At 62.8% G+C, this 13211-nt stretch carries 10 protein-coding genes; 2 read left to right on the top strand and 8 right to left on the bottom strand.

Annotated elements, in window-relative coordinates; translation table 11 throughout:
- Nucleotides 1-6: 6 nt before the first annotated feature.
- From AC1DX4_RS01435 to AC1DX4_RS01405, 7 genes are all read right to left on the bottom strand, one after another.
- Nucleotides 7-2562: a sensor histidine kinase gene (locus AC1DX4_RS01435; RefSeq protein WP_477218620.1), complete on the bottom strand. Its 2556-nt coding sequence runs from the start codon at nt 2560-2562 to the stop codon at nt 7-9.
- Between the two features lie 198 nt (nt 2563-2760).
- Nucleotides 2761-4161, bottom strand: coding sequence for an adenosylhomocysteinase (gene ahcY / locus AC1DX4_RS01430; protein WP_477218619.1), 1401 nt, complete (start codon nt 4159-4161; stop codon nt 2761-2763).
- A gap of 182 nt (nt 4162-4343) precedes the next feature.
- Nucleotides 4344-4640, bottom strand: a complete 297-nt coding sequence (locus AC1DX4_RS01425) for an HPr family phosphocarrier protein (RefSeq protein WP_477218618.1) — start codon at nt 4638-4640, stop codon at nt 4344-4346.
- Complete coding sequence (locus AC1DX4_RS01420) at nt 4637-5038, bottom strand: PTS sugar transporter subunit IIA (protein ID WP_027032585.1); 402 nt, start codon at nt 5036-5038, stop codon at nt 4637-4639. Before AC1DX4_RS01420 ends, AC1DX4_RS01425 begins: the two co-directional genes overlap by 4 nt.
- 164 nt (nt 5039-5202) lie before the next feature.
- Nucleotides 5203-5649: an HPr kinase/phosphorylase gene (locus tag AC1DX4_RS01415; RefSeq protein WP_477219099.1), complete on the bottom strand. Its 447-nt coding sequence runs from the start codon at nt 5647-5649 to the stop codon at nt 5203-5205.
- A gap of 9 nt (nt 5650-5658) precedes the next feature.
- Nucleotides 5659-7443: a stimulus-sensing domain-containing protein gene (locus AC1DX4_RS01410; protein ID WP_477218617.1), complete on the bottom strand. Its 1785-nt coding sequence runs from the start codon at nt 7441-7443 to the stop codon at nt 5659-5661.
- Between the two features lie 85 nt (nt 7444-7528).
- Nucleotides 7529-8230, bottom strand: a complete 702-nt coding sequence (locus tag AC1DX4_RS01405) for a response regulator transcription factor (protein ID WP_010912942.1) — start codon at nt 8228-8230, stop codon at nt 7529-7531.
- Nucleotides 8231-8573: 343 nt separating this feature from the next.
- On the opposite strand from AC1DX4_RS01405, the gene AC1DX4_RS01400 reads away from it, so the two are divergent.
- Nucleotides 8574-10184 carry a phosphoenolpyruvate carboxykinase gene (locus AC1DX4_RS01400; protein ID WP_477218616.1) on the top strand — a complete coding sequence of 537 codons (1611 nt, stop codon included), beginning with the start codon at nt 8574-8576 and terminating at the stop codon, nt 10182-10184.
- Between the two features lie 97 nt (nt 10185-10281).
- Nucleotides 10282-10719, top strand: coding sequence for an alternative ribosome rescue aminoacyl-tRNA hydrolase ArfB (arfB, locus tag AC1DX4_RS01395; RefSeq protein ID WP_477218615.1), 438 nt, complete (start codon nt 10282-10284; stop codon nt 10717-10719).
- A 78-nt stretch (nt 10720-10797) separates the two neighbouring features.
- On the opposite strand, the gene AC1DX4_RS01390 is transcribed toward arfB, so the two are convergent.
- The gene (locus AC1DX4_RS01390; RefSeq protein ID WP_477219098.1) at nt 10798-12954 is read right to left on the bottom strand and encodes a TonB-dependent siderophore receptor; all 2157 of its coding nucleotides are present in this window, start codon (nt 12952-12954) and stop codon (nt 10798-10800) included.
- Nucleotides 12955-13211 lie beyond the last annotated feature (257 nt).

Below are 13211 nucleotides of genomic sequence, written 5' to 3'. Positions count from 1 at the left end.
AGCGCGCTACTCGGCTGCGGCGCGGATGCCCGGCATGTCGGGGAAGGTGCAGATGACGGTCGTGCCCTTGTCCTTGCCGGTTTCGATGCGAACGTGGCCGCCATGCAATTCGACAAAGCTCTTGACGATCGACAGGCCGAGGCCGGCACCGCGCCGGCGGCCGCCATTGGTACGCGGTTCGAAGCGGCGGAACACCGAATCCAGAACATCCGGCGGCATGCCGGGACCGTCGTCATGAACGGAAAATTCCACACCGTCCGCCAGATGGCGGCAGGCGAGACGGATGGTGCTGGCTTCCGGCGCGTAGTTGGCGGCGTTGCTGAGCAGATTGTAGAGGATCTGGCGGATACGGATTTCGTCGCCGTGGAACGTCTTCGGCGCAGCAGCTGCATCGACCTCGAGCCGGATCGAATGCTCCTGCAGCCGGTCGGCGACGAGTTCCGCAGCTGCCGCGATGGTGCGGTCGACATGCACCTCGGAAATGTCGAGCTGCATGATGCCGGCATCGACGGTCGCAAGGTCGAGTATATCGTTGACGATGGTGAGCAGGACCGAGGAGGACGAGCTGACATGCTCGACATACTCGCGCTGCTTTTGATTGAGCGGTCCGGTCGTCGGCACGGAAAGCAGTTCGGTGAAGCCGATGATGTTGGTCAGCGGCGAACGCAGTTCGTAGGACACGTGCTGGACGAAGTCGTTCTTGAGCTGGTCTGATTTTTCCAGCGCCTCGTTCTTGTCCTTCAGCGCGCGTTCGACATTCACGCTGTCGGTGACGTCGACGAAGGTCATCATCACTTGCCCGTTGGGCAGCGGAATCACGGCGTAGCGCAGCACGATGCCGTTGTTGAGCTCGGTCTGGCCATGGCGTTCGCGGCGCTCGTCGTCGAACCCGGTGATGGCGGCGACGAAGCCAGGCCAGGGGCTGTCGACCGCTTGTCGGTCGCTGAGATCACGGATCGTCGAGACGTGCACATTGGGTTTGGCAGCGTCGCCACTCAATCCCCAGAGCGTGGCAAAGGCCGGGTTCGACAGGCGGAGCCGACCATCGGGCCCGAACACCGCCACGCCTTCCGCGAGATTGTCGAGCGTCTCGCCCTGGACCCGCACCGCGGTGCGATAGCGGCTTTCCAGGTCCATCTTCTCGGTCAGGTTCTCGAACACCCAGGTGACGCCGCCCTTGGGCTGCGGGTTGGCGACGACGCGGATGGTCTTGCCGTCAGGCAGATGCCACCAATGTTCCTGCGATTCGACCGCGCGATAGGCGCCGAGCAGGCCTTCCTTCCAGCGGCGCCATTCGGGCTGCTCGGCGATCTTGCCTTCGCTACGCAGCCGGTCGAGCAAAAGCGCGTTGTCGGGCGCGCTGAGCAGGAAGCCGCTGTCCAGCCCCCACAGTTTCTGGAAGGCCTGGTTGAAGAAGCGGAGCTTCTCGTCGGTGTCGAAGATGGCGACGGCGGTGTTGAGCTGGTCGAGCGTGTCGGCGTGGCTGCGCACCGTGCGCTCATATTCGCCGCGAATGGTCTCGATGGCGCTGGTGTCGCAGGCAAGGCCGGCCGAGCCGTCGGCACCGGCGAAGTCGGTCACCGCGAACACCCGGCGGTCGCCTTCGATCACCGTGGAGAGCGACTGTTCGAAAACTGGATGCAGTTTGTGCTGAGCGCCGATCGCCTCGCGTGCCTGGCCGCCGAGGAATTCCTTGGCGTCGCGGACGGCGGCTTCGGCGCTTTCGGCTTCGACCGCGTCGGCATAGGCCCGGTTGACCCATTTCAGGCGTCCGTGCTCGTCGCGCAGCCATGCCGGCATCTTCAGCGCTTCGAGCAGCCCGATCATCGTGTCATGGTCGGCGGCCAGCCGCTGGTTGTCGATTTTCAGCCGGGCCTGGCTGCGCTGTGTCTCGGAAAGCGAGACAAACCGCACCAGTATATGCGCGGCGCTCTTGCGGCCATGCACCTCGAGCGGTGCGCCAGCCTGCGATTCGATGACCAGGTCGAACGGCCTGGACTTTTCGCGCAAGCCTGCAACGGCATGCTCAAGCGCCGCCGCCGAGCGCGGCATCAGCCAACGGCCGAAGGCGAGGAATGCCGCCCGCTCTTCCGGCGCGCCGCTTTCGACCGGCAATGTGCCGATGAGTTCGGGCTTCTTGTTTTCCGAGGCCCAGACGACCACACGCTGGTCGCGCAGATTGAGCAGCGCTTCCGAACGGCGCAGTGCCGCGTTGACGTCGGCGACACGGCTTCTCAGTTCGACATTCTCTGCCGAGGTGCGGCCCCTTTCGCGGATGAGAACGATGGCCGACAGCAATGCCGCGCCGGTCACGCCGACGAACACGGCAAGCTGCATGACTTCGACCGTGTTGATCGACAGCCCGGCGGTGGCGACAGTGGCGTTCTCGGCATGCGCCACAGCGCTGGCCAACGGACCGGCCAGCGCGGAGCTGGCCAGGAACAAGCCCGCGCGGGCACGCCATGAGAGGCGCCCGCCCTGGGTGGCCGAGCTTGCGGTCCCCGAATCGTCTTGGCCGCCGGAAACGGCCGATCCCGCTCCGTGCGGGTTTTGCCCCGGCATGTCTTGGTCCTCTCCGCCGCCTGAATGCAAGACCGCCCTGATACGCGCCTCTCTGATCCCCTCTCGGGCCGGAAGCGTCGCGAATCACCTGACAATAAACCCTCGCCGAATCGCCGTGAAGGCGATTGCGCGCAAAAATAAAGCCGGGCGAAAAGTCAATCGCCCGGCATCAATATCTGGTAGTAAATTTAGCTTTGGTTAATAGCGGTAGTGTTCCGGCTTGAACGGACCCTGCGGCGTGACGCCAATATAGGCGGCCTGTTCACCCGACAATTCGGTCAGACGGGCGCCGAGCTTGTCGAGGTGCAGGCGCGCGACCTTCTCGTCGAGATGCTTCGGCAGCACATAGACCTGGTTCTGGTACTGCTCGCCCTTGCTGAACAGCTCGATCTGGGCCAGCACCTGGTTGGTGAAGGACGCCGACATGACGAAGCTCGGATGGCCGGTGGCGTTGCCGAGATTGAGCAGGCGGCCTTCCGACAACAGGATCATCCGCTTGCCGTCCGGGAAGGTGATCATGTCGACCTGCGGCTTGACGTTGGTCCATTTCAGATTGCGCAGCGACGCCACCTGAATCTCGTTGTCGAAGTGGCCGATATTGCCGACGATCACCATGTCCTTCATCGACCGCATGTGGTCGAGGGTGACGACGTCCTTGTTGCCGGTGGTGGTAATGACGATGTCGGCGGTCGGAGCCGCGTCTTCCAGCGTGACGACTTCAAAGCCGTCCATCGCTGCCTGCAGGGCGCAGATCGGGTCGACCTCGGTGACCTTGACGCGGGCGCCGGCGCCCTTGAGCGAGGCCGACGAGCCCTTGCCGACGTCGCCGTAACCGCAGACGACCGCGACCTTGCCGGCCATCATCGTGTCGGTGCCGCGACGGATGCCGTCGACCAGCGATTCCTTGCAGCCATACTTGTTGTCGAACTTCGACTTGGTGACCGAGTCGTTGACGTTGATCGCCGGGAAGGGCAGCAGGCCCTTCTTCTGCAACTGGTAGAGCCGGTTGACGCCCGTGGTCGTCTCTTCGGTGACGCCGCGGATGGCAGCCTTCTGCTTGGTGAAGAAGCCGGGCGAAGCCTTCAGGCGCTTCTTGACCTGGGCATAGAAATATTCCTCTTCCTCGCTCTGCGGGTTGGACAGCACGTCCTCGCCGGCCTCGGCGCGGGCGCCGATCAGGATGTACATTGTGGCGTCGCCGCCATCGTCGAGGATCATGTTGGAGAGGCCGCCATCGGTCCACTGGAAGATGCGGTCGGTGTAGTCCCAATACTGCTCGAGGCTCTCACCCTTGACGGCAAAGACCGGAATGCCGGCTTCGGCGATCGCCGCCGCCGCATGGTCCTGCGTCGAGAAGATGTTGCAGGAGGCCCAGCGGATGTCGGCGCCGAGTTCCTTCAGCGTCTCGATCAGCACCGCGGTCTGAATGGTCATGTGCAGCGAGCCGGTGATGCGCGCGCCCTTCAGCGGCTTCTTGGTGCCGAATTCCTCGCGGCAGGCCATCAGGCCCGGCATTTCGGTTTCGGCGATATCCAGTTCCTTGCGGCCCCAGCCGGCAAGCGAGATGTCGGCGACCACATAGTCCTTGCTACCCGTCATGGCAGTGCTCCCTGCGATTTGATGTGCGTGCGAATTGTTTGCGGATGCGCCCGCGCCGGGAGGCGCGTCGAAGGGCGCGAATTGCCGGCCTGACTAGCAGATCGAGGCCGAGACGACAATGGGATATAAAGAAATCTTTATCCCTGCATGTCTCTCTGGCATGTTTTTGGCGGTGTGCGAGGTCAGCATTCCTCGCCGAAGCGGGAGGCGACAAGCTGCTCGAGCGCGTCCATGACCTCAAGCGCCTCCGGCCCGCTGGCGGTGACGCGGATCGAGTAGCCCGGGCTGGCGGCAAGCATCATCAGGCCCATGATCGAGGTGCCGCCGACCTTGACGCCGTCCTTCTCGACATGGACCGCGGCGTTGAAGCCGCTGGCGAGCTGTACGAACTTGGCCGAGGCGCGCGCATGCAGGCCGCGCTGGTTGACGATCGGAAACTCCCGGATGATCTGGTCTTTCTCCGGGGATAGCGCGTTCATTTGCTACTCAGAAGCTGGCTGGCGACATTGATGTATTTGCGGCCGGCGGCCTGCGCCTCGTCGAGCGCGGCCGCCATGTTGTCGCCTTTGCGGATCGAGGACAGCTTGATCAGCATCGGCAGGTTCATGCCGGCGATCACTTCGGTGCGGCCGGACTCCATCACCGAAATGGCAAGGTTCGACGGCGTGCCGCCGAACATGTCGGTCAGCACGATGACGCCCGTTCCGGTATCGACACGGGCGACCGCGTCGACGATGTCACGGCGACGCTGTTCCATATCGTCGTCGGCACCGATCGCCACGGTTTCGAAATTGTCTTGTGGCCCGACGACATGTTCGACGGCATGTCGGAACTCGGTGGCCAGTTGACCGTGCGTTACAAGCACGAGTCCGATCATTCTTTGGTGGCTCCCGTCATCGCCGCTTCACAGGCGCATTTTATGCTCGCCAGCCAATCCAGGCGGCGGGAGCGCTATCTTGTCGACGCGCGGCCCGTTGACAAGCCCAAAATTGCGCCGGCCCATGCCATTTTGACGCATTGCAACAAAAAAACCGGAGCGGATCATAGAAAAGGCACGATGGACAGCCGCGCCATCACGGCGGGCAGGGTCGCCTGGACATTGCGCTCGGCCAGATCGATCCGCGGTACCGCGCAGCCGGCGATCTCGTCGCTGGCGTCCTCCTGGAACCGTGCGATTTCGCCGGCCGGCAGCAGGCGTAAATGCAGGTCAACGACGCAGGCCGGTTCGAACGGCAGCTTCCGTGGCCCGAGCCCCGGCACCTCGGCGAGACCTTGTATGGTGGCCGGCGCGCGGCACACCAGCCGTCCCGCATGCGCCTCGACGAAAAGCTGATCATCGCCAACCAGCCGCGCAAACAATCCGCGCTGGCGGCCATGGTCGATCAGCGTCAGCGCCAGCGTCGTCTTGCCCGAACCGGATGCCCCGCTGACGAGAATGCCGCGTTCACCGATCAGGATTGCCGTTGCATGAATGTTTTCAGGCTGCACGGTCTGCAATCATGCTTCGGCCGGCAGCGTCACGACGAAGCGTGCGCCCTTGATCTCGCCGGGCTTGGTGCCGGGGATGTTTTCGGCGGTCAGTGTGCCGCCATGGGCCTCGACGATCTGCCTGGAGATCGAAAGGCCAAGGCCCGAATTCTGGCCGAACGCTTCGCCGGCCGGCCGGTCGGTGTAGAAGCGCTCGAAGATGCGGTCGATGTTGTCGGCGCGAATACCGGGACCATTGTCGTCGACGGTCAGGATGTTGAACTTGCCGGCGCGGGCCAGCGACAGGCTGATGTGGCCGTGGTCCTCGGGAACGAAGGAGCGGGCATTCTCGATCAAATTGGTGACGACCTGGCCGATGCGCAGGTCATGGCCCACGACGATATAGCCTTTGACGCCCTGCGGCAGCTTGGCGACCTTGAGCTCGATCTCGACCGCCTTCTTGTTGCGCGTGGCTTCACGCGACACGGCGACGAGGTCGGTGATGAATTTCTTCAGGTCCACCGTCCCGGCGTCCTCACGCGCGAGTTCGGCGTCGAGACGGGAGGCGTCGGAGATGTCGGTGATCAGCCGGTCCAGCCGCCGGACGTCGTGCTGGATGATCTCCATCAGCCGGCTGCGCGAATTGTCGTTCTTGGCCAGCGGCAAGGTTTCCACCGCACTGCGCAGCGAGGTCAGCGGGTTCTTCAACTCATGCGACACATCGGCGGCGAAGCTTTCGATCGCCTCGATGCGCGCGTAGAGGGCATTGGTCATGTCACGCACGGCGACCGACAGATTGCCGATCTCGTCCTGCCGGTCGGAAAAATCAGGGATTTCCTCGCGGCTCTTGACGCCGCGCCGCACACGCACCGCCGCCGCCGACAGCCGGCGCAGCGGATTGGCGATGGTCGAGGCCAAAAGCATCGACAGGATGGCGGTGACAAGTGCCGCGATGCCGAATACGCGCAGGATCGCCTTGCGCTCGGCGGCGACGATCTTGTCGATGTCGCCGCCTTCGGTCGACAGCATCAGCACGCCGAGAACGGCGCGGAAGCGCTGGATCGGCACCGCCACCGAAACGATCTGCTCGCCCTGTTCCGAGACGCGCACGATGGTCGACGGGCTGCCGGTCAGCGCCTTGACCACTTCCGGGAAAGCCGCGCCATTGCCGCCCGGTTGCTCACGATAGACCGGTAGGTCGGTGTTGCGGAAGAAGTCGAAGATGAATTTCTGGACACGCTCGACAAGGTCGGGCTCTTCCTCTTCGACGGGCGGCAGGTCGTAGCGCAGGATCTGGCCGCGCGAATAGAGATGACGCGAATCGAGCAGCAGATTGGCATCCCGATCATAGATGCGGGCCCGCGTCCGGGTCGGCGAGATCAGCCGCCGCAGCACCGGCGCGACACGCTCGGGGTTGATTGGAAAATCCAGATTGTCGAGCTGGTCAGAGCCAGGCCCAAGGCTCTCGCCGGCCTGCAGCTCAAGCAGCTTTTCCGGATCGATGCTGATCGAGTCGGTCTCGACCGTCGCCGATGCCGCGATCGCGCCGGCGATGATCTCGCCCTGCGTCATCAGGCTTTCGACGCGGGCGTCGATCAGCCCGTCGCGGAAGGTGTTGAGGTAGAGGATGCCGGTGACCAGGACAGCTAGGCCGGCAAGGTTGAGGAACAGGATGCGCCGCGTCAGGCTGGAAAAGATGTGGTGACCAAGGAAGCGGCGCATCGGCACCGTGATTTTCGAAACGAAGGACGGCATGATACGCGACGGCCGCCTGGCGGCGCCCGTCGGCCTGCTTCGTTGTGCTTCCACTGCCATCGAATAGCAGTCCCTGCTTAGTCTTCGGTTTGACGCATGTCGCAGCCCCTAGCCCCGGGACCGCGTTTGCTCGACATACATCAAATTACGCTTCGCGGAACCGGTATCCGACTCCGTAAAGGGTTTCGATCATCTCGAAGTCGTCGTCGACAGCCTTGAACTTCTTGCGCAACCGCTTGATGTGGCTGTCGATCGTGCGGTCATCGACATAGACCTGCTCATCATAGGCTGAATCCATCAGCGCATCACGGCTTTTTACGACACCGGGGCGCTGCGCCAGCGAATGCAGGATCAGGAATTCGGTGACGGTGAGCGTCACCGGTTCGCCTTTCCAGGTGCAGGTATGGCGTTCCTGGTCCATGACAAGCTGTCCGCGCTCGAGCGAGCGGGCCTGCTGGCTGGGCGCCTTTGCCGCAGCTTCGCGGGCACTGGCACGGCGCAGCACGGCGCGCACCCGCTCGACCAGCAGGCGCTGTGAGAACGGTTTGCGGATGAAATCATCGGCGCCCATCTTGAGGCCGAACAATTCATCGATCTCGTCGTCCTTGGAGGTCAGGAAGATCACCGGCAGGTCGGACTTCTGGCGCATCCGGCGCAAGAGCTCCATGCCGTCCATGCGCGGCATCTTGATGTCGAGAATGGCAAGATTCGGCGGACGTGCCGCCAGGCCTTCCAGCGCGGACGCACCATCCGTGTAGGTCTCGACGCGATATCCCTCGGATTCGAGGGCGATCGACACCGACGTCAGAATGTTGCGGTCGTCATCGACAAGCGCGATTGTTGCCATTTCAAGCGGCTCCCTCATGAGCTGTCCCTTCTTTCGTAGAGAAGGGGCTTTTGCAGGACAAATTAGGTACAAAATGTGGCATAGGCCTTGTCCGCTGTCACGCGCGGGGTGCCGCCGGCCACAATTCAACCTCGACATGGATTGGACGAACGAACATCGCCAATCCTTTGGGCAACCGTGAAACTTTTCGCATATATAAACGATTTAAACAACTTTCAAAATATTTAAATCGATTAATGATTTGATATCATTTGGCTTTTCTGGTTTTGACCATCTCAGCCTGCGCAGTGGGCGTGCCGGAAAGACGCCGGCAAAGATGCGGAAAATCGAAGAAGGGACACCAATGTCGGAAGTCGGCAAACGCAATCCTGCTTGCCCGATCGATCGTATCGGCCTGAAAACCACCGGCGTGGTACGCTACAATTTCGGTGCGGCCGCCCTTTACGAGGACTCGATCCGGCGCGGCGAGGCCCGGCTGACCGCACATGGCGCGCTGGTAGCCGAGACCGGCCAGCACACCGGCCGTTCGCCCAAGGACAAATTCGTCGTCCGCGACGCCGCCACCGAGGCGCATGTCTGGTGGGATAACAACAAGGCGATCTCGCCGGCCCAGTTCGAGACGCTGTTCGCCGATTTCCTTGCCCACGCTGCGGACAAGGATCTCTATGTTCAGGATCTGGTCGGCGGCGCTGATGCCGAGCTGAAACTGCCGACGCGCGTCATCACCGAGTTTGCCTGGCACTCGCTGTTCATCCGCAATCTGCTCATCCGTCCGGACAAAGCCGAGCTCGAGCAGTTCGTGCCCGAGATGACGATCATCGACTTGCCGTCCTTTCGCGCCCATCCTGCCCGCCATGGCAGCCGCACCGAAACCGTGATCGCCGTCGATCTCACCCGCAAGATCGTGCTGATCGGCGGCACCTCTTATGCCGGCGAGATGAAGAAGTCGGTGTTCACCATGCTCAACTATCTCCTGCCGCAGAAGGGCGTGATGCCGATGCACTGCTCGGCCAATGAGGGACCGGCCGGTGACGCCGCCGTCTTCTTCGGCCTGTCGGGCACCGGCAAGACGACGCTGTCGGCCGATCCGTCGCGCACGCTGATCGGCGACGACGAACATGGCTGGGGCCCGCACGGCATCTTCAACTTCGAAGGCGGCTGCTACGCCAAGACGATCAAGCTGTCGGCCGAAGCCGAGCCGGAGATCTTCGCCACCACGCAGCGTTTCGGCACGGTGCTGGAAAATGTCGTGCTCGACGCCGACGGTGTGCCGGACTTCAACGATGGCCGCCTGACCGAAAACACCCGCTGCGCCTACCCGCTCGACTTCATCCCCAACGCCTCGAAGACCGGGCGCGCCAGTCACCCCAGAAACATTATCATGCTGACCGCCGACGCTTTCGGCGTGATGCCGCCGATCGCGCGGCTGACCCCGGCGCAGGCGATGTACCATTTCCTCTCCGGCTACACGGCCAAGGTCGCCGGAACCGAAAAGGGCGTCACCGAGCCCGAAGCAACGTTCTCGACCTGCTTCGGCGCACCCTTCATGCCGCGCCATCCGTCGGAATACGGCAATCTGCTGCGCGAACTCATTGCCAGCCATGGCGCCGATTGCTGGCTGGTCAACACCGGCTGGACCGGCGGCGCCTATGGCACCGGCAAGCGCATGCCGATCAAGGCGACGCGCGCTTTGCTTGCCGCCGCACTCGACGGCTCGCTGAAGACAGGCGAATTCCGCACTGATGCCAATTTCGGCTTCAAGGTGCCGGTGGCCGTGCCTGGTGTCGACAACGCCATTCTCGATCCGCGCTCGACCTGGGCCGACAAGCCTGCCTATGACCGGCAAGCGGCAAGACTGGTCGGCATGTTCGCCGTCAATTTCGAGAAATTCGAGAGCCATGTGGACGCTGTCGTGCTCGGTGCGGCGCCGCGCATGCAGGAAGCGGCGGAGTAGTCGTCAAACCGCTTGTCATCATTGCCGCTCGGCACCAGTGAAGGCCCGGTCGCGATCGGGCCTTTTCTTTTTCACGCCGCCGCGCCATGACTGCGCCATGCCGATCGACGACGACATCATTATATCTGGCGAAGCCGTGATCCATCCGGGCGATCTGCACGAGGATTTCATCCGCTCGTCGGGTCCGGGCGGCCAGAACGTCAACAAGGTGGCGACCGCCGTGCAATTGCGCTTCGACGCGGCCAACGCGGCCGGCCTGTCGGAACGTGTGCGCGAGCGGACGATCAAGCTTGCCGGCCAGCGCGCCACCAAGGACGGCGTCATCGTCATCGAGGCCGGTCGCTTTCGCTCCCAGGAACAGAACCGGGCGGATGCCCGGGCAAGGCTCACGGCTCTGGTCGCCAAGGCCGCCGAACCGCCGCCACCGCCACGCAAGAAGACGCGTCCGTCGAAAGGCTCGGTGGAGCGGCGGCTGAAGAGCAAGGCAGGGCGCGGGACCATCAAGAAGCTGCGCGGCCGGGTAGAGGGCGATTAAGCACCACACCGATCGCGTGCTTGACCGAGTTTGACAAGAGCATTTGCGCGTCCAGCAGACGCGCAAACACCGCACGCCCTACCAGCTGCGCTTCAGCGAAGCCGTGATGTTGCGGCCCTGGCCCAAATAGCAATAGCCGCTGTTGCACACGATGGGACGCTCGTCGGCGATATTGCGGACGGCGAAGGCGGCGCTGACACCTTCATACGTCTTGTCGATGGCGCCGAAATCATAGGACGCCGAGGCGTCGAGATAGATCGCGGCATCATTCTTGGCGGTGTTGGTGGTGTCGGTGTAGGTCGCGCTCTGCAGCCTTGCACCCGCGCCGACCGAAAGGCCCGGCGCGGCACTGCCTTCGTCGAACTTGTAGTTGGCCCAGAGGCTCGCGACATGCTCGGGCGTGACGGCGGGAACCTTGCCGATCTCCGTCGAGTTGGGACCACCGCCCGTGATCTCGGCATGGTTGTAATTATAGGCGGCGATCACATCCAGCCCATCCGAGATGCCGGCACGCGCCTCGAGCTCAAAGCCGTTGCTGGTGACTTCGCCCAGCGCGCGGTACGTTCCCGCATTGGCATCGACCACGACTGGCTTGTTCTTCTCGACGAGATGATAGGCGACCGCCGACAGCAGGATGTCAGTCCCCGGGGGCTGATACTTGACCCCCAATTCGAACTGCTCGCCCTTCGTCGGCTGAAGAATGCCGCCCGACTCGGAACGGTTCGTTACCGGCTCGAACGAGGTCGCATAGCTTGCGAAGGGCGCAACGCCATTGTCGAACAGATAGAGGGCGCCTGCCTGCATGCTGAAAGCGTTCTTGTTCAAGCCCTCGGAACCGCCACCACCGTAGTCACGCGTCTGCTCGACCCAGGTCTGCCGGCCACCGAGCGTGAAGCGCCATCTGTCCAGCTCGACCTGATCCAGCGCATAAATGCCGGTCTGGCGCAGATCCGCATCGGACGTCGTGAAATTGTAGTCCGGCGTCGGTCCGGAAACACCGTAAGTCGGATTGGCTATGTCGAAATCGTAGGCAGGACCAACGGGACCTATCCCATAGCCGAAGGATGAAGTCAGGTTCGTATAGTCCAGGCCGAGAAGCACTGTATGAGCGAGCGCGCCGGTGTCGAACTTGGCTTCGACCTGGTTGTCGGCCTGGAATACGTTCATTTCGTCGCGGATAGAGTTCGCATAACGATGCGCGACCGTGCCCGTCCAACTGGCGACCGCAAGATAGCGCGACCTCAGGTCGAGGTGGGAATATCGAACGTTCTGGCGCACGGTGATGCCGTCGCCGAAATCGTGCTCGAACTTGTAGCCGATCTGCTGCTGCCGGATCTTCTGATAGTCGTAGTCTGGATCGCTTGCGCGCAGGGCGTGAACCTTTCCCAACGCGTCGGTGATTGCGCCGACATTGGTATCCGTCTCGTCGGCCTGCACCAGCCCGTAGATGGTGAAGGAGGTGGCGGCATCGGGGTTCCAGGTCAGCGACGGCTGCAGGAAATAGCGGTCGTCGGCGATGTCGAAATTGGTGTCGCCGTTCCGCGCCAAGCCGACGATCCGGTAGAGGAATTCGTCGCTGCCTTCCCTGACCGGCCCGCCGAAATCGAAGGCCGCTTGCGCCCTGTCCTTCGTGCCATAGAGCAACTGGACTTCGCGAATCCTGTCCTCGGTCGGCAGCTTGGGCACCTTGTTGACGATGCCCGCCGGTGTTCCCGCGCCGTAGAGGACCGATACCGGTCCCTTGATGACCTCGACGCGTTCGAGCGAATAGGGATCGGTGCGGAACGTGCCGTAATTGATGTAGGGCTGGCGCAGGCCGTCCTTGTAGTCGCCGAGCGTCGTGGCGTCGTAGCCCCTGATGTAGATCTGGTCGAAGCGCGGATCGAAGCCATAGGCGCCGGTGCTGACGCCCGCCGAATAGCGCACCGCCTCAATGATGTCCTGCGCGCCGCGCTCCTCGATCTCCTTGCGCGTCACCACCGAGACGGAGCGGGGCGTTTCGATGAGCGGCGTGTCCGTCTTGGTCGCACCGGAGCTGCGCTTGGCGGCCACCGTCTTGTCATCATCCCCGGACGTGACCCCGCCGCCCTTGCCGCTGACCGTGATCGGCTCGAGCGTGCCATCTTGTGGCTGGGTGGCGGCTTGCTGCGCTAGTGCTGGATGAGCACCGAGCAGCGTCACAAGGCACGTCGTGGCGAGCAATCCCCGGCACCAAACCCCGCCACCCCAGACCATGTTGGATCCCTCATTAAACGTCACGTCAATATGCCTCGCTCTTTGCCATTCGCTGCCAGCGACCTCTCCCTCTCGCCGGCATCAAAATTGTTGATTTAAACACTCAAGTTCAAAACTTGACTATGTAATTCATGTTTACTCGTCAACCGCGTTTCACCGGACCGGGGGGCGAATTCGCCATTCATCCCGACATCGGCAAGTGCGGTGATATTGGCGACGGCTTTCGGGTCGCCGTTTTCCCTTGATGGTGGCATCTT

It is taken from the genome of Mesorhizobium sp. P3_A8, assembly GCF_056402995.1.
The sequence above is the reverse complement of the archived record's forward strand: the minus strand, read 5'-3'. Positions and strand labels throughout refer to the sequence as shown.